Below are 16,094 nucleotides of genomic sequence, written 5' to 3' on the forward strand. Positions count from 1 at the left end.
GAACCCGCCGCGGCGACGGGCTCCCCCGGAGGCGACGGGTCAGCCGCGGTTTCCGGCGACGGTCTCCTTGGCCGCTCGGAGGGATTCCTTGAGGGAGCCCATGGTGGCGAGGACGGCGGTGGGTTCGTAGCCGCAGTGCGCCATGCAGTTGGCACAGCGCGGGTCCTTGCCGCGGCCGTATTTGTCCCAGTCCGTCTCTTCGATGAGTTCCCGGTACGTCGGCACGTATCCGTCACTCATCAGGTAGCAGGGGCGCTGCCAGCCGAACAGCGAGTAGTTGGGGATGGCCCAGGCCGTGCACGGGAAGTCCGCCTTGCCCTCCAGGAAGTCCAGGAAGAGCGGGCTGTGGTTGAGCCGCCAGCGGCGCCGGTTGCCGCCGGCGAACGCCTTCCGGAACAGCTCGCGGGTCTGCTCGACGCCGAGGAAGTGCTCCTGGTCGGGGGCCTTCTCGTAGGCGTAGGCGGGCGACAGCATCATCTCGTCGACCTGGAGGTCGTCGTTGAGGAAGTTGAGGACCTCGATGACGGTCTGCGGGGTGTCGGTGTTGAAGAAGGTGGAGTTGGTGGTGACCCGGAATCCGCGCCGCTTGGCTTCCTTGATCGCCGCGACCGCCTCGTCGAATACGCCTTCCTTGGCGACGGATTCGTCGTGCCGTTCACGCATTCCGTCGATGTGCACCGCGAACGCGAAATAGGGCGAGGGGGTGAACTTCTCCATCTTCTTGCGCAGCAGCATGGCGTTGGTGCACAGGAACACGTATTTCCGCTTGGCCACCAACTGCCGTACGATCTCGTCGATCTGCGGGTGCATCAGGGGTTCTCCCCCGGCGATGGAGACCATCGGGGCACCGGACTCCAGGACCGCGCCGACCGCCTGCGCCACCGGCATCCGCTGCTTGAGCACCCCGGCCGGATGCTGGATCTTTCCGCAGCCCTCACACTTCAGATTGCATGCGAAGAGCGGTTCCAGCTCGACGATGAGGGGGAACTTCTCGCGCCGCCGGATCATCTTCTGTTCAAAAAGATAGGTCCCGACCCGGATGGACTGACGGAGCGGCATGGCCATCTGGCTCACCTCCTGGGGAGCAGCAAAGAACGGTGCCATTCGTAGAAAACAGGAAGCACACTGCGCAGCACGCGGAAGGCTGATATTCCCCCGCGTACCGTGCCGATGCGGACGAGTTCATGTTCTGGAGCGTCCACGATCACCCGGACGGCCGCAACCGGACGGGCGCCGGCCCGCCGGGCGGTGCGAAGCGTGGCGGCGGATTCCATGTCCACCGCGATGGCGCCGGAGGCGTGCAGCTCGGCCCGTTCCGCGCCGCGTACGACGTGGTCGGAGCCGCGCAGCAGCCCGCGGTGCACGGTCAGGCCGCGCTGCCGCAGGGCGCCGACCAGCGGCCCGTTGTCGCGGCAGGGCACGTCCGGCAGGCCCGGGCGGTGGTCCCGGGTGGCCTCGGCGACGACCACGTCCCCCGGGCGCATACCGGGCGCGAGGCCGGCGCAGAAGCCGCTGGCGACGACGGGCGAACAGGCGGTGTCCGCGCCGTCACGCAGCGCGTCGGCGAGGGCCCGTTCGGCCGCCTGGGGGCCCATGCCGGTGCGCAGCACGACCAGCCCCGGGCGGCTCCCGCCGGGGTCCGCCGCCCGGTCTCCCCCGCGCAGCGCGAACCGCTCGATGCCGAGCGCACAGGCGACCAGCAGCGGGGGGTCCGCACTCGCGGGGGGCCGTCTCGGCATCAGGCCCCCACCGGCGCTCCGGCCGGTCCGCCGTTGACGTAGCGGCCCAGCGCGGTCAGCGGGAAGACCTGGCGGTAGAGGTGGTAGTTGATGGAGAAGTCCCAGGGGAAGCCGGTGCCGGTGAAGTGCGGCTCGTCCCAGGAACCGTCCTCGCGCTGGGTCGCGGCCAGATACCGCACCCCGCGGCGCACCGCCTCGCCGTCCCGCTCACCGGCCGCGAGCAGCGCCATCAGCGCCCACGCGGTCTGCGAGGCGGTCGAGGCGCCGCGCCCGGCCCAGGCGTCCTGCTCCGCGTACGACCGCTGGTCCTCGCCCCAGCCGCCGTCGTCGTTCTGCACCCGCTCCAGCCAGCCGACGGCGCGGCGCACGGCCGGGTGGGAGGCGGGGATGCCGGCCGCGGCGAGCGCGGGCAGCACCGAGCCGGTGCCGTAGACGTAGTTGGTGCCCCAGCGTCCGAACCAGGCGCCGCTGGGCTCCTGTTCGGCGAGCAGCCAGGCGATGCCGCGGCGGGTGCGCGGGTCGTGCGTCCGGCCGACCTCGGCGAGCATCTCCACGACGTGGGCGGTGACATCGGCCGACGGCGGGTCGATGACCTCACCGAAGTCGCAGAACGGCAGGCGGTTGGGGAACGGGCTGGTGTTGTCGACGTCGAACGCGCCCCAGCCGCCGTCCCGGGACTGCATCCCGAAGTTCCAGCGCACCGCGCGGTCCACCGCGGCGGCCACCCGCTGCGGGTCCGGGTGCTCGACCCGGCGCAGTGCGAGCACCACCTCGGCGGTGTCGTCGATGTCCGGGTAGTTGTCGTTGTGGAACTCGAACGCCCAGCCGCCGGGCGGGAGTTGGGGACGCTTGACGCTCCAGTCGCCGGGCCGGTCGATCTGCTCGGCGAGCATCCAGTCGACGGCCTTGACCAGCTGCGGGTGGTCGGCGGGCAGTCCGGCGTCGGCGAGCGCGATGGTGGCGAGGCAGGTGTCCCAGACCGGGGACTGGCAGGCCTCGATCATGCGCGAACCGTCCTCACGCCAGACCGCGAACCGGTCCAGGGAGGCCAGTCCCTCGCGCAGTACGGGGTGGTCGAGGTCGTAGCCGAGGAGGTGCAGGGCGATGATCGAGTACACGGCGGGCGGCTGGATGCCGCCCCAGCAGCCGTCGTTCTCCTGCCGTTCGACGATCCAGCGGGCCGCCGAGCGCATCGCGGTGCGGCGCAGCGTGCGCAGTGCGACCTTGTGGTAGACCCGCAGGGCCTTGTCGAGGCGCTGGAAGAGGCCGTCCCAGCTGGTGGCCGGGGCGAGCGGGCGGGGCGGGGCGGGGCGGCGCGGGTCGGTGTGCAACTCGTCCAGGGCGAACGGCGCCGGGCGGACCGGGCGTTTGGCGGAGACGATGGTCAGCGGCACGATGGTCTGCCGCGCCCAGCACCCGAAGTCGTAGATGTTGAGCGGGAACCACTTCGGGAAGAAGATGAGCTCCGGCGGGAGCTGGGGCAGGTCCTCCCACCGCCACCAGCCGAAGAGGGCCAGCCAGATGCGGGTGAAGACCCGGGAGGCGGCGACCCCGCCCCGTTCGCGGACCCAGGCGGACGCGGCGGCCATGTGCGGGGCGTCCGGTGCGTCCCCGGCGAGCCGCAGGGCGACGTAGGCCTCGATGGTGGTGGAGAGTTCACCGGGCCCGCCGTGGAAGGTGGCCCAGGTGCCGTCGGTGCGCTGCTCGCCGCGGATGTGGCGGGCGGCGGCCTCGGTGATCTCGGGGTCCGGGATGCCCAGGAACTGACGGAGCAGCAGGTCCTCGGCGTCCATCGTGACGTTGGTCTCGAGGTCGCCCTTCCACCAGCCGGCCGGGTCCTGGGCGGCGAGCAGATGGTCGGTGGCGCGGGCGGTCGCGCGGCGCGCGGCCTCGGCCGTGTCCTCGGCGACGGCGGTGGCGGTCCCGCGGGTCGGTGCGGTGGTCTTCTCAGCGGTGGCATCGCTGGCCGAAGGGGCCCGGGGCGGCAGCGCCCCGGTGCTTCCGTCGGTCGTCGCTGTCATGGCTTCCCCTTCTGCAGTGAACTGTCAAAGCGTGCTCAGGGATTCCGTCGGCCGGCGCCCGTCCCCCACTGCCCTAAAGACGTGGGTGGGGGCACCTCCCAGCGGTAGCTGGGGGAGTACCCCCAGGCACCGGCCGGCGACTGCGATCTATTCGTCGTCGGTGGGGAGTCATCTTTCCCGTACGACGACGAAGTCGGCGAGCGCGACGAGCTGCGCCCGGACCTTCTCCGGCATGTCGATCTCGTCGAGCGCGGCGATGGCGGTGGCGTGCTGGCGGCGGGCCTCCTGGGAGGTCCACTCGCGGCCGCCGGCCTCCTCGATGAGGGCCGCCCGGGAGGCGAACTCCTCCTCGGTGAAGTCGGCGATCTCGGTCTCGCTCTTCTTGGCGTCGGCGGCCAGGATCTGGGCCAGCCGCTCGGAGGCCGGACCGCCGGCGGCGAGCGCGGCGACGACCGGCAGCGACTTCTTGCGCTGCCGCAGGTCGCTCCAGGTCTGCTTGCCGGTGGCTTCCGGGTCGCCCCAGATGCCCAGCAGGTCGTCGACGGCCTGGAAGGCGAGGCCGAGGTGGTAGCCGTACTTCTCCAGGGTGTCGGCGGTGCGGTCGTCGGCGCCGCCCAGGACCGCGCCGATGGAGACCGCGCAGGCCAGCAGCGCGCCGGTCTTGTTGCCCTCCATCTCCAGGCACTCCTCGACGGTGACCCGCTCGCGGTGCTCGTAGGAGATGTCCTGGGCCTGGCCGTCGATCAGCTTGCGGGTGGCCAGGGTCAGCCGGCGGGTGGCGCGGCCGGCGTCGACGGTGCCGAGCTCCAGCAGTATTTCGTTGGCCAGCGCAAACAGCGCGTCGCCGACGAGGATGGCCTGCGCCGGGCCGTGCACCTTCCAGACCGTGTCGCGGTGCCGGCGCTGTTCGTCGCCGTCCATCAGGTCGTCGTGCAGCAGCGAGAAGTTGTGCACCAGCTCGACGGCGACCGCACCCGGGATGCCGACCTCGGGGGCCGCGCCGGCGGCCTCGGCGGACAGCAGGGCGAGCGCGGGGCGGACGGCCTTGCCACTGTCGCCGGACGCGGGTTTGCCGGTCGCGTCGATCCAGCCGAAGTGGTAGGCGGCGACGGTGTCCATGGGAGGGGCGAGCCGGCCCACGGCAGCACGCAGCACGGGAGTGGCGAGTGTCCGTCCGCGCTCCAGCAGCGCGGTGACGCTCTCGGTGTCGATAGCTGGGGAAGCCGGATTCACGGTTTCTCCTCTGTTTCCGATGCTCGTGCTCGTGCGAGCGCTCGTACTCGTAGTCATGCCGCCTCCTGAGGCAACTGGCCCTGGGGGAAGCCGAGTTCGTTGAGTGCCTCGCGAGCGGCGGCGGTGCCGCTGCGAACTGCGCTCTCCATGGTCGCGGGCCACCCGGTGGCGGTCCACGCGCCGGCCAGGTACAGGCCGGGGGCTTGGGTGCGGGCGGCGGGGCGGAGCCTGCCGACGCCCGGGGCGGGCGCGAAGGTCGCGGTGCGCTCGCGGGTGACGAAGAAGTCGATGATCCGGGCGCCCCGGGCGGCCGGCAGCAGCCGCTCCAGCTCGGGGAGGTAGCGGGCGCGGAGCTTGGCGACCGGCTGGTCGATCTCCTCCTGCGCGGCGGACTGCGACACGGCCAGGTACTGGCAGCGTTCGTTACCCGGTGTCCTGGTCAGTCCGGAGGCGTCGGTGCGGTCGAAGACCCACTGGACGGGCGAGCCGACGGCGGCGAAGAAGGGGCGGCGCAGGACCTTGCGGTCGTACACGACGTGGAGGTTGAGGATCGGGGCGGTGCCGATGTCCAGCAGCCGGTCCCGGTCGGCCAGCGCCCCGGCGGGCAGCAGCCCGTGCGTCTCGCGCTGCGGTACGGCGAGGACGACGGTGTCCGCGGTGAGCCGCTCGCCGCCGTGCGGGCCGTTCTCCACCGCGACCCGCCAGCGGCCGTCGGTCCGGGTGACGGACGCGGCGCGGGTGCGCAGCGCGATCCGCACCCCGGCCTTCTCCAGTGCCGTACGGGCGAGGGCGTCGTGCACGTCGCCGAGCGGGACCCGGGACCAGCCGATGTCGGCGGCGCCGGGGGCGGACAGCAGCCCGGTCTTGAAGACCTTGGCGGCCAGGCCCATCGAGGCGTCGCCGGCCCGGGCGTTGAGGGTGGCGATGCCGACCAGGTCCCACAGCGCCTCGACGGCCCGGGACGACTGGCCGTGGCGGCGGAGCCAGCTGCCGAAGTCGACGCCGTCCAGGACCGGGTCGGCCGGGTCGAGGCCCTGGAGCGCGAGGGTGGCGCGCACGACGCCGGCCCGCTCGGCCGGGGAGAGGTGCGGATAGCGCGCGAGGCCGGCGGCGAGGTGCAGCGGGACGGGCAGGGCGGTGCGCCGCAGCCGGCCGAGCCGCATCCGGTCGGCGTCGAGAACGGGCACGTCCATCCGGTCCTGGAGGGGCACCAGGTGGGCCGCCCCGAGCCGGTCCAGCATCCGGCCGTAGGCGGTGCAGCACCGCAGGTAGACGTGCTGGCCGTTGTCGACGCTCAGTTCGCCGGCGGCCGAGTCGCGGCGGAAGGAGAAGACCAGTCCGCCCAGGCGGGGGCGGCCCTCGACGAGGGTGACCCGCAGCCCGGCGTCGGCCAGCGCGAGGGCGGCGGTGGTGCCCGCCAGCCCGCCACCGACCACCACCGCGGTGGCTGTGGATGTCATGTGTGCTCCCCCCGTACGTGGGTCATGGACGCAGCCGCCCGGGGGAGGGTTGCCCGCCGTGCTGACGCGGGGTCACCGCTGTCGTGCGTGGCCCGGCCGGTCATCCGCGCCTCCGTACGGCCTGCCGGCGGCCGATCGCCCGCGCGTCGAGCCCGGACAGACCGCGCACCGCGACGAACGCCTTCTCCCAGCCGGGCAGCGAGACCCGGCCGCGCAGCACCGCCTCGGGGTCGGCGGCGATCCGGGTGAGCAGGCGGTGGTAGATGCCGGCCATCGCGGCCACGCAGGCGCCGCTGCGCCGGTCGAGCATCGGCAGCAGCCGGAAGCCCTCGGCGAACAGCGCGCGGGCGCGTTGCACCTCGTGGTGGACCAGGCCGGCGAAGTCGGAACCGGGCGGCGGCACGGGGTGGGCGAAGCCGGCCTCACAGCCGAACTTGGCGAGGTCCTCGGCGGGGAGGTAGGTCCGGCCGTTGCCGGCGTCCTCGCGAACGTCCCGGAGGATGTTGGTGAGTTGGAGGGCGAGACCGAGTGTGTCGGCGTACTCGGCGGCGCGCTCGGGGTCCGGTGCGCCGGGCACGGTGCCGAACACGCCGAGCGAGAGCCGGCCGATGGCGCCGGCGACGCAGCGGCAGTAGACCTTGAGCTCGTCCCAGGTCTCGTAGGTCTCGCCGCGCACGTCGGCCAGCACGCCGTCGATCAGCTCGTCCAGCGCGTCGAGCGGGACCGGGAAGCGGCGGGCGGCGTCGGCGAGGGCGACGGCCACCGGGTCGGTGTCGTCCTCGTCGAGCCGGCCGTCCTTGATACGGGCCAGCAGCGCCCGGGTGTCCTCCAGGCGCTGCTGCTTGGCGGCGGGCTCCAGACCGCCGTCGCCGATGTCGTCGACCCGGCGGGAGAAGGCGTAGAGCGCCGACATCGCATGGCGCTTGTCGGTCGGCAGCAGCCGGATGCCGTAGGCGAAGTTGCGTGCCTGCTGCCCGGTGATGGCTTCGCAGTAACGGTATGCAGCGAGCACCGGCGCGGACGCGTGTGCGGTTGCCTCCACGGTCCGACTCACCCCTCTCTTCGCAATGTCGCCCCGACCTCGCGCAGCAGGCTGAGCTTGGTCGGTTTGGGCGGTCCAGGGAGTACGTCGTGTTCGGCGGCCGCGACCGCCTGGAGTGCGGCACGTCCGCCGGCGACGAAACCGGCCAGCAGCAGCTTCAGTCTGCCGTGGACGCTACCCACCAGCGCGGTGCCTTCATCCAGCAGGTCACGGGCGCGTTCCGCCTCGTAGGCGATCAGTGCGCGCACCGATGCGCCCCCGCTCGGCGCGGCCAGATCGGCTTCCGAGACGCCGAAGCGTTTCAGATCCTCGGCGGGGAGGTAGATGCGGTCGCGCCCGAGGTCCTCGGCCACGTCCTGGATGTGCTCGACGATCTGCAGGGCGGTGCAGACGGCGTCCGAGCGGCGGAGGCGCTCGGGGCTTGCGGTGCCGGTGATGCCGAGGACGAGCCGGCCGACGGGGTTGGCGGACAGCTCGCAGTAGGCGGCCAGGTCGTCGTACGTGGCGTAGCGGCTGACCCGCTGGTCCTGGCGGTTGGCCTCGATCAGGCCGAGGAACGGTTCGGGGGTCAGCTCGCAGCGGCGGACGGTCGGGCCGAGGCGGCGCATCAGCGGGTGCTTGGGGCCGGGCGCGCGGTCACTGAAGACGCGCGCCAGGTCCGCCTCCAGGGCGTCGAGCAGCGCGGGCCGGTCGTCGAACTGTGCCCGGTCGAGCCCGAGGAGTACGGCGTCGCCGCCGCCGGGCGCGAGGTCGCCGTCGCCGATGTCGTCGACGAGCCGGGCGAAGCCGTACACGGCCATCAGGTCGGCCCGCCAGGCGCGGGGCAGGAAGAACGGCGCGACCGGGAAGTTCTCGTGTGCGGCCTGATCGAGCACGGTGCGCGTCTGGTCCCGCCCGTCACCCGCCGCCACCCTTCGGAGGAAGGCGCGACGCGCCCGCTCGTTGTCTCGGCTCACCGGGGGCTGCCCGGCGCATTTCGGTGCCGGAGCGAACCAGTAGCCATTGCCGTCACGTCTCCCGTTCTACACCGCCAAGCTAAAACATCCTATTTCGGACACGCCGCCTCCGACGACGCGCCCCGATCGAGCCCTCATCGCCCTCTTGGGTGAGTATTGCCCGACTTGTTCCACTTGTGCTGTTCGGCACCCGTACAGCTTACGCCGTACATCTCCCTTGCGTCCGAGTGGGTACCGAAGCCCGGGGCAACGATCCGGTCAACACCCACTTCGGGCGAACTGTTCCCGTTGTCCGCGGAGTTGACCAATCCGTCACCGTCGAAGGCCCCCGCGGGACGGACCCGCGGGGGCCTTCCAGGTGTCCGGCGGACTACTTGCCGGTCTCCTTCTCGTAGGCCTTGATGACCTCGTCGGTGGGGCCGTCCATCAGCAGCTCGCCGCGTTCCAGCCACAGCACGCGGTCGCAGGTGTCGCGGATGGACTTGTTGTTGTGGCTGACCAGGAAGACCGTGCCGGCCTCCTTGCGCAGCTCGCGGATCCGGGCCTCGGAGCGCTTCTGGAACGCCCGGTCGCCGGTGGCCAGCGCCTCGTCGATCATCAGCACGTCGTGGTCCTTGGCCGCGGCGATGGAGAACCGCAGCCGCGCCGCCATACCCGAGGAGTACGTGCGCATCGGCAGCGAGATGAAGTCGCCCTTCTCGTTGATACCGGAGAAGTCGACGATCCCGTCGTAGCGCTCCCGGATCTGCTCACGCGACATGCCCATGGCCAGACCGCCGAGGACGACGTTCTTCTCGCCGGTCAGGTCGTTCATCAGGGCCGCGTTCACGCCCAGCAGGGAGGGCTGGCCGTGGGTATAGACCTTGCCGCGCTCGGCCGGCAGCAGACCGGCGACCGCCTTGAGCAGGGTGGACTTGCCCGAGCCGTTCGAACCGATCAGGCCGATCGACTCCCCGCGGTAGGCGGTGAAGGAGACGCCCTTGACCGCGTGGACCTCGCGCACGCCGGTGGAGGGCTTGCGGCGGACGATGCGGTTCAGCGCCGCGGTGGCGCTGCCCTTGCCCGCACCCGTGCCGTAGACGCGGTAGACGATGTGCAGATCGTCCGCGATCACGGTCGGGATCCGCTCCTGGGCGGCCGCCGTCGGCTGCACGCCGTTGTTCTGCTCAGCCACGTCCGTACCGCTCCTCAGCCTTCCAGAAGTACACGAAGCCGGCGACACCCATCAGCAGCGCCCAGCCGCCGGCGAACGCCCACACGTGCGGGGGCAGCTTGTTCGCCGTGAAGCTGTCGATCAGCGCGAAGCGCATCAGGTCGATGTAGACCGCCGCCGGGTTCGCGTTGAGCAGCACCTCCACGAACTGCGGGACGTGCTTGCCCTTCAGGATCAGGTCGATGCTGAACATCACGCCGGACGCGTACATCCAGGTCCGCATGATGAACGGCATCAGCTGCGCCAGGTCCGGGGTCTTGGAACCCAGCCGCGCCATGACCATCGCCAGACCCGTGTTGAACACGAACTGCAGCAGCAGCGCCGGGAACACCAGGAGCCACGACCAGGTCGGCATCTGCCCGAAGCCGAGCAGGATCAGGACCAGCACGCCCATGGAGAACAGCAGCTGCTGCAACTGCATCAGGCAGAACGAGATCGGCAGGCAGGCCCGCGGGAAGTGCAGCGCCCGCACCAGGCCCAGGTTGCCGGAGATCGCCCGGGTGCCGGCCATCACCGAGCTCTGGGTGAAGGTGAAGATGAAGACGCCGGTCACCAGGAACGGCACGAAGTCGGGGACGCCCTTCCGCGTGCCGATCAGCAGGCCGAAGATCAAGTAGTAGACGAGCGCGTTCAGCAGGGGCGTCGCCACCTGCCAGACCTGGCCCAGCTTGGCCTGGCTGTACTGTGCGGTCAGCTTGGCGCTGGCGAAGGCGGAGATGAAATGCCGCCGGTGCCACAGCTGCCGGACGTACTCGGGGAGGCTCGGACGCGCCCCGCTCTGCGCGAGCCCGTACTTCTGGGCCCGCTGCCCCGCGGTCAGCCCTTCGTCGGAAGCTGCCGGGGCACTCATGGCGACCGCACTGTCGTGCGTGGTCTCGCTCACAGTTGACACTTTCGTCCTCAAGGTGCGCTGCCGGGGCCACGCCCCGGCTCGCGCCTGATGCTCTCAGATACGAGCTTGTCAGATGACGGGAGGGCGGCCCAGTCGGGTCAGTCGCCAAACGGTAGCCCACTTCATGGGACGCCTGGGACCGCACGGGGTGGCCCAGCCCTCCTTGAAGCCGCCCAGCCAGGCCCGCAGCGCCGGTCGCGAGGGGCGACGGGCCAGGGTGAGCAGGAACCAGACACCGAGATAGACCGGAACCAGTGCGGCGGGGAGGTTGCGGCGGGCCAGCCAGACCCGGTTGCGGGCCACCATCCGGTGGTAGACCGCGTGCCGGGCCGGTGCCGTCGTCGGGTGGTACAGGACCATGTCCGACCGGTAGTCGATCATCCAGCCGGCGTTCAGCGCCCGCCAGGCCAGGTCGGTCTCCTCGTGGGCGTAGAAGAAGTCGTCGGGCAGCCCGCCGACCTCCGCGAAGACCTTGGTGCGCACGGCGTTCGCGCCCCCGAGGAAGGTGGTCACCCGCGAGGAGCGCATCGGGTCGGACGCGCGCAGCCGGGGAACGTGCCGGCGCTGGGTCTCGCCGGTGTCCGGATCGGCGATCCGGAAGCTGACGATCCCCAGCTCGGGATCCTTGGCGAACGCCTCGCGGCACAGCTCGGCGGTGTCCTCCCGGGCCAGCAGCCCGTCGTCGTCGAGGAAGAGCAGGACGTCCATCTCGCGGCCGGCCGGCCCGAACGCCTCGATGCCGACGTTCCGGCCGGCCGGGATGCCGACGTTCTCCGGGAGCTCCACGGTCCGCACGCCCTCGGGCAGCTCCGGCAGCGGCGAACCGTTGCCGACGACGGCGACCTCGATCGGATCGCCGTCCTGCTTGGCCACCGAGTCGAGCAGCGCACGCAGCTCCTCGGGGCGGTTGCCCATGGTGATGATCACCGCACCGACGCGCATCTGGGACGCCCCCGTCACTTGAGCCTGCTGGAGGCGAGGATGGACACGAGGTGGAGCAGCGTCTGGACGAGCGCGATGCCGGCGAGCACGGCGACGCCCAGACGGGAGAAGAACAGGTCGCCCCTGATCTGGTCGACGACCGCCAGGGCCACGATCAGCAAGGACGCCTCGACGCCGAGGATCAGCCGGTGGAACTTCAGCGCGGCGGCGGCCTTGCGGGCCAGCGCCATGCCGGAGGAACGCATCTCCGACGCGGTCTCCTTCACCTGCTCCTTGCCGCTCTGCGCGCGGGCCACGCCGACCAGGTCCGTCTCCGCCTTGATCAGGATGGCGCCGAGGGCGGCCAGCGTGCCGAGGAAGGCCCACAGCCAGTCGATCCGGCCCGAGCCCCACAGGTCGGCGGCGCGCAGCCCGAAGCCCACGAGCACCGCGGCGTCGGTGAGGTACGCGCCGACGCGGTCCATCCAGACACCGGCCAGCGAGTACTGCTTGCGCCACCGGGCGATCTCGCCGTCGACGCAGTCGAGCAGCAGGTACAGCTGCACCATCAGCACGCCGAGCACAGCGCCCCCGACCCCCGGCACCAGCAGTGCCGGGGCGGCGAGGACGCCGAACAGGGTCATCAGGTAGGTCAGCTGGTTGGGCGTGACCCGGGTGTTCACCAGGTGGCGGTCGATGCGCAGCGAGATCTCGCGCATGTAGAGCCGGCCGGCCCAGTGCTCGCCGCTCCGCCGGTCCTTCACCCCCGGGGGGTGAACGACCGGGCGGAGCTCAGCTACCGATGGCTTGTGCATAGTCGGCGTAAGCGTCCCTGATCTGGTCGGTGGACAGGTCGAGGTGCTCCAGGATCGTGTAGCGCCCGGGGCGGGTCTTGGGTGCGTACGCGACGGCCTCGACGAATTCCTCGTCGGTGAAGCCGATCTCACCCGGCGTGACCGGCAGGCCGTGCCGGCGCAGCACCTCGACCATCAGGTCACGGGTCTCCTTGTCCCCGCGCAGATGCGTGGCGAAGGCGGCGGCGAGGCCGCACTGCTCGCCGTGGCTCGCGGCGCGCTTGGGGTAGAGGATGTCGAGCGCGTGGTTGATCTCGTGGCAGGCGCCGGACGCCGGACGGCTGTCGCCGGCCACCGACATCGAGATGCCGGTGAGGACCAGGCCCTCGGCGAGCACCTGGAGGAAGTTGTCGTCGCCGACTCCTCCGGGGTGCCGCAGTACGGCCTCGCCGGCCTGGCGCGCCATGGCGGCGGCCAGTCCGTCGATCGCCTCGCCGGTCTCGCGGTGCGAGAGCTCCCAGTCCGCGACCGCGGAGATGTTGGAGATCGCGTCGCCGATGCCGGAGCGGACGAAGCGGACCGGGGCCTCGCGGATGATGTCGAGGTCGATCACCACGGCGATCGGGTTCGGCACACCGTAGGAGCCGCGGCCGGCGTCGTTGTCGAGGGTGGCGACCGGCGAGCACAGGCCGTCGTGCGACAGGTTCGTCGCGACCGCGACCAGCGGCAGGCCGATCCGCGCGGCGGCGAACTTGGCGCAGTCGATGATCTTGCCGCCGCCGAGGCCCACGACCGCGTCGTAGTGCCCCTTCTTCATGGCGTCGGCGAGCTTGATCGCGTCGTCCAGGGTGCCGCCGCCGACCTCGTACCACTCGGCGCCCGGCAGCGCGGGGGACAGCCGCTCACGCAGCCGTGCCCCCGAGCCGCCGCTGATCGCGATGGCGAGCTTGCCGGACGCGGAGATGCGCTGATCGGCCAGCAGGCCCGCCAGGTCGTCCAGGGCGCCGGCGTTGATGTCGACGACGACCGGGGACGGAATGAGGCGGGTCAGTACTGGCATGCGATGTCACGGCCCTTCGCCAGGTCGTCGTGGTTGTCGATCTCGACCCACTTGACGTCGCCGATCGGCGCCACGTCCACCTTGAAGCCGCGGTTGACCAGCTCCTGGTAGCCGTCCTCGTAGTAGAGGTCGGGGTCCCGCTCGAAGGTGGTCTTCAGGGCGTCGGCCAGCTCGTCGGCGGCGGAGCCCTCGATGAGGGTGACACCGATGTACTCACCGGTCGCCTCGGCCGGGTCCATCAGCTTGGTGATCTTCTGGACGCCCTTGTCGGGGTCCACGACGACCTTCATCTCCTCGTCCGCGAGCTGCTTGACGGTGTCCAGCGCGAGGATGATCTTCTGGCCGTTGCCGCGGGCGGCGAGCAGGGTCTTCTCGACGGAGACCGGGTGCACGGTGTCGCCGTTGGCGAGGATCACGTCGTGCTTGATGGAGTCACGGCCGCACCACAGGGAGTAGGCGTTGTTCCACTCCTCGGCCTTGTCGTTGTCGATCAGGGTGAGCTTGAGGCCGTACTTCTGCTCCAGGGCCTCCTTGCGCTCGTACACGGCCTCCTTGCGGTAGCCGACGATGATCGCGACCTCGGTCAGGCCGATCTCGGCGAAGTTGCCGAGGGTCAGGTCGAGGATGGTGGTGTCCCCGTCAACCGGCACCAGGGCCTTGGGCAGGGTGTCGGTGTAGGGGCGCAGACGCCGTCCGGCGCCGGCAGCCAGCACGAGGCCGATCATGCGGGTTCTCCTTCATCGTGTACGGCGGGTGCTCCGGAGGAGACCCAGAAGCGGATGCTCTCGATGAGCACCAGCAGCGCCAGGACCACGGCCAGGGCCGTGAGCGCGATTGTGAAACCTTCAGGGGACAGCGCGGCTGCCAGGACGGTCACTACGAGGACGCGTCCCTCGTGGCCGCCGGTTGCCCGGACCAGCCACCGCGGCGGGGCCCCGGTGCCACCGCGGATGCGGTAGACGGTGTCGTAGTGATGGTAGGCGACGGCCGCGACCAGCCCGAACGCCGCGGGGAGCGCTCCGGGCACGTCCGCGCGGGCGGCCAGCACCAGGATCGTGACGTACTCGCCGGCCCGGAAGAAGGGCGGGACGAGCCAGTCGAGGGCGCCCTTGAGCGGCCGGGACACCGCCGCACCGGCCAGCAGCGCGGAGCAGGCGGCGACGCCCACGGTGAGCCAGGACGCCGGGTCGCTCTCGAAGATCACCCAGACCAGCAGCACCGCGGTCGAGAGAAATGCCATAGCCGGGGCGAGGAAGGACCCGGTCCGCCCGCGGCCGTGCGCGCCGCGGGCGATCAGCTCGGCGAGCGGCCCGGAGTCGGCGAGGTCGGCCAGCGCCCGGGCGGCGCGGTCGGTGCGCCGGGCCCGCCGGGTCAGCGAGCGCAGCACACGGCCGGCCGTGGTGTAGCAGGCGGCCAGCGCACAGCCGATGAGCAGGGCGTAGAAGACGATGCGCGGGGTGGTCAGCGCCGTGAGGACGGCGATCATGGCCCAGCGTTCGCCGATCGGCAGCACGATCATGCGGCGGACCCAGACCGTCCAGCCGACGCTGTCGAGCTTGTCGGAGAGCGCCGCGGTGGGGCTGGTGTTGCCGGCGGCGTCGTGGTTGGCCTCGTTGAAGGCGAAGTCGACGACGTGCCGGCAGGTCTGCAGGACCATCGCGCCGAGCGCCAGGGCCCATACGTCGTCCCCGCCCCGGGCGGCACCCAGCGCCAGGCCCGCGTAGTACGCGTACTCCTTGGCCCGGTCGAAGGTGGCGTCCAGCCAGGCGCCCAGCGTCGAGTACTGCAGGGAGTAGCGGGCGAGCTGCCCGTCGGTGCAGTCCAGGACGAAGGAGAGGAGCAGCAGCACGCCCGCGGCGACGAAGCCGGCGCGGGTGCCGGTGGCCGCGCTGCCCGCCGCTATCAGCGCGGTGAGCAGGGACGCGGTGGTGACCTGGTTGGGGGTGAGGCCGCGGCGCGCGCACCAGCGGGCGAGGTAGCGGGAGTACGGGCTGATGAAGAAGGTCGTGAAGAAGCCGTCGCGGGACTTCACCGCGGTGCGCAGCCGGACCGCCTCGTCGTCGACGGCCGCGACCGCCTCGCGGGCCTCCTCGCGCTGGGCGGGGGTGAGCGCGACGGTGGCGACCAGGCTGCCCAGCTCGACGCGGTGCAGACCGGTGTCGTCGCGGTCCAGGGACTCGGTGAGCGTCTCGGTGAGGACGTCCGTGAGGTGGGCGGTACCGGCGCCGACCGGGATCCGGCCGACCGCGCGGGCCAGCGCGGGACGGGCCGCGGCCTGAGCGGTGAGCGCGCCCGGCACGGCGGCGGCCGGGAAGCGCGGGTCGGTCAGCGCGAGCCGCAGGGCGTGCAGGTGGCCGACGAAGCGGGGGTCGACGAGGGCGACCCGCTCCTGTGCGGGCACCTCGGCGAGCAGCGCCGCGGCGGAGGCGGCGTCGTCCGCCGTACGGACGTCGAAGCCCAGCGTGCGCAGGTCGGCTTCGAGCGGCGACCCGGCGACCGGCGGACCGGTGAGGATGGCGGTCGACAGACGAACTCACTCCTTGGAGGCTGACAAGGCAGCGCCGGTCGACCGCATTCGATACGGACTACCCGGGCAGCGGGCGTGGCACACCGGGCGCCCGGAGGGCCGGGTGGCACGTCGGCAGAGGCTATCGGATCGCCGGATGCGGCCGTTCACCGCGCATTCACCGCACGATCGAGTGACCGACGGCTGCGCCTGCCGCGATCATCATGGTGGATGGGGTGGCGCATGAACAACTGGCC

General features: G+C 71.6%; 14 protein-coding genes. All 14 read right to left on the reverse strand.

Annotated elements, in window-relative coordinates; translation table 11 throughout:
• Nucleotides 1–39: 39 nt before the first annotated feature.
• The 14 genes from hpnH to OJ254_RS27460 all read right to left on the reverse strand — a co-directional run bounded on the left by hpnH (nucleotide 40) and on the right by OJ254_RS27460 (nucleotide 15,858).
• Nucleotides 40–1,065, reverse strand: a complete 1,026-nt coding sequence (gene hpnH, locus OJ254_RS27395; protein ID WP_265364516.1) for an adenosyl-hopene transferase HpnH — start codon at nucleotides 1,063–1,065, stop codon at nucleotides 40–42.
• Between the two features lie 5 nt (nucleotides 1,066–1,070).
• Nucleotides 1,071–1,739: a phosphorylase family protein gene (locus tag OJ254_RS27400; RefSeq protein ID WP_265364517.1), complete on the reverse strand. Its 669-nt coding sequence runs from the start codon at nucleotides 1,737–1,739 to the stop codon at nucleotides 1,071–1,073.
• A complete protein-coding gene (shc, locus tag OJ254_RS27405) occupies nucleotides 1,739–3,760 on the reverse strand; it encodes a squalene--hopene cyclase (protein ID WP_265364518.1) in 2,022 nt (673 codons plus the stop codon). The genes OJ254_RS27400 and shc overlap by 1 nt, the downstream gene beginning before the upstream one ends.
• Before the next feature lie 168 nt (nucleotides 3,761–3,928).
• A complete protein-coding gene (locus tag OJ254_RS27410) occupies nucleotides 3,929–5,050 on the reverse strand; it encodes a polyprenyl synthetase family protein (protein ID WP_410011242.1) in 1,122 nt (373 codons plus the stop codon).
• Nucleotides 5,047–6,453: a hydroxysqualene dehydroxylase HpnE gene (hpnE, locus tag OJ254_RS27415; RefSeq protein WP_265364519.1), complete on the reverse strand. Its 1,407-nt coding sequence runs from the start codon at nucleotides 6,451–6,453 to the stop codon at nucleotides 5,047–5,049. Before hpnE ends, OJ254_RS27410 begins: the two co-directional genes overlap by 4 nt.
• A gap of 100 nt (nucleotides 6,454–6,553) precedes the next feature.
• The gene (gene hpnD / locus OJ254_RS27420; protein WP_423835972.1) at nucleotides 6,554–7,507 is read right to left on the reverse strand and encodes a presqualene diphosphate synthase HpnD; all 954 of its coding nucleotides are present in this window, start codon (nucleotides 7,505–7,507) and stop codon (nucleotides 6,554–6,556) included.
• Nucleotides 7,504–8,370 (reverse strand): squalene synthase HpnC, encoded by an 867-nt coding sequence (gene hpnC / locus OJ254_RS27425; protein ID WP_261954730.1) that lies wholly within the window; start codon nucleotides 8,368–8,370, stop codon nucleotides 7,504–7,506. Before hpnC ends, hpnD begins: the two co-directional genes overlap by 4 nt.
• Nucleotides 8,371–8,821: 451 nt before the next feature.
• The gene (locus OJ254_RS27430; RefSeq protein ID WP_201804759.1) at nucleotides 8,822–9,625 is read right to left on the reverse strand and encodes an ABC transporter ATP-binding protein; all 804 of its coding nucleotides are present in this window, start codon (nucleotides 9,623–9,625) and stop codon (nucleotides 8,822–8,824) included.
• The gene (locus OJ254_RS27435; RefSeq protein ID WP_265364521.1) at nucleotides 9,618–10,547 is read right to left on the reverse strand and encodes an ABC transporter permease; all 930 of its coding nucleotides are present in this window, start codon (nucleotides 10,545–10,547) and stop codon (nucleotides 9,618–9,620) included. Before OJ254_RS27435 ends, OJ254_RS27430 begins: the two co-directional genes overlap by 8 nt.
• 78 nt (nucleotides 10,548–10,625) lie before the next feature.
• A complete protein-coding gene (locus OJ254_RS27440; protein WP_261957341.1) occupies nucleotides 10,626–11,498 on the reverse strand; it encodes a glycosyltransferase family 2 protein in 873 nt (290 codons plus the stop codon).
• 14 nt (nucleotides 11,499–11,512) lie between these two features.
• Entirely contained in the window at nucleotides 11,513–12,292 is a 780-nt protein-coding gene (locus tag OJ254_RS27445) for a CDP-alcohol phosphatidyltransferase family protein (RefSeq protein WP_265364522.1), read from the reverse strand.
• The gene (locus OJ254_RS27450; protein ID WP_261954734.1) at nucleotides 12,270–13,331 is read right to left on the reverse strand and encodes an iron-containing alcohol dehydrogenase family protein; all 1,062 of its coding nucleotides are present in this window, start codon (nucleotides 13,329–13,331) and stop codon (nucleotides 12,270–12,272) included. The genes OJ254_RS27445 and OJ254_RS27450 overlap by 23 nt, the downstream gene beginning before the upstream one ends.
• Entirely contained in the window at nucleotides 13,319–14,056 is a 738-nt protein-coding gene (locus OJ254_RS27455) for a phosphocholine cytidylyltransferase family protein (RefSeq protein WP_261954735.1), read from the reverse strand. Before OJ254_RS27455 ends, OJ254_RS27450 begins: the two co-directional genes overlap by 13 nt.
• Nucleotides 14,053–15,858, reverse strand: a complete 1,806-nt coding sequence (locus OJ254_RS27460) for a DUF5941 domain-containing protein (protein WP_265365332.1) — start codon at nucleotides 15,856–15,858, stop codon at nucleotides 14,053–14,055. The genes OJ254_RS27455 and OJ254_RS27460 overlap by 4 nt, the downstream gene beginning before the upstream one ends.
• Between the last annotated feature and the right edge of the window lie 236 nt (nucleotides 15,859–16,094).

The organism is Streptomyces endophytica, from assembly GCF_026153355.1.
GTDB classification, from domain to species: Bacteria; Actinomycetota; Actinomycetes; order Streptomycetales; family Streptomycetaceae; genus Streptomyces; species Streptomyces endophytica.

Excerpts from the sequence above, each read along its gene's own strand:
- OJ254_RS27400 (WP_265364517.1), bottom strand. The coding sequence starts at position 1,739 with ATGCCGAGACGGCCCCCCGCGAGTGCGGACCCCCCGCTGCTGGTCGCC.
- OJ254_RS27410 (WP_410011242.1), bottom strand. The coding sequence starts at position 5,050 with ATGACTACGAGTACGAGCGCTCGCACGAGCACGAGCATCGGAAACAGA.
- OJ254_RS27455 (WP_261954735.1), bottom strand. The coding sequence starts at position 14,056 with ATGATCGGCCTCGTGCTGGCTGCCGGCGCCGGACGGCGTCTGCGCCCC.
- hpnH (WP_265364516.1), bottom strand. The coding sequence starts at position 1,065 with ATGGCCATGCCGCTCCGTCAGTCCATCCGGGTCGGGACCTATCTTTTT.
- OJ254_RS27440 (WP_261957341.1), bottom strand. The coding sequence starts at position 11,498 with ATGCGCGTCGGTGCGGTGATCATCACCATGGGCAACCGCCCCGAGGAG.
- OJ254_RS27450 (WP_261954734.1), bottom strand. The coding sequence starts at position 13,331 with ATGCCAGTACTGACCCGCCTCATTCCGTCCCCGGTCGTCGTCGACATC.
- hpnE (WP_265364519.1), bottom strand. The coding sequence starts at position 6,453 with ATGACATCCACAGCCACCGCGGTGGTGGTCGGTGGCGGGCTGGCGGGC.
- OJ254_RS27445 (WP_265364522.1), bottom strand. The coding sequence starts at position 12,292 with ATGCACAAGCCATCGGTAGCTGAGCTCCGCCCGGTCGTTCACCCCCCG.
- shc (WP_265364518.1), bottom strand. The coding sequence starts at position 3,760 with ATGACAGCGACGACCGACGGAAGCACCGGGGCGCTGCCGCCCCGGGCC.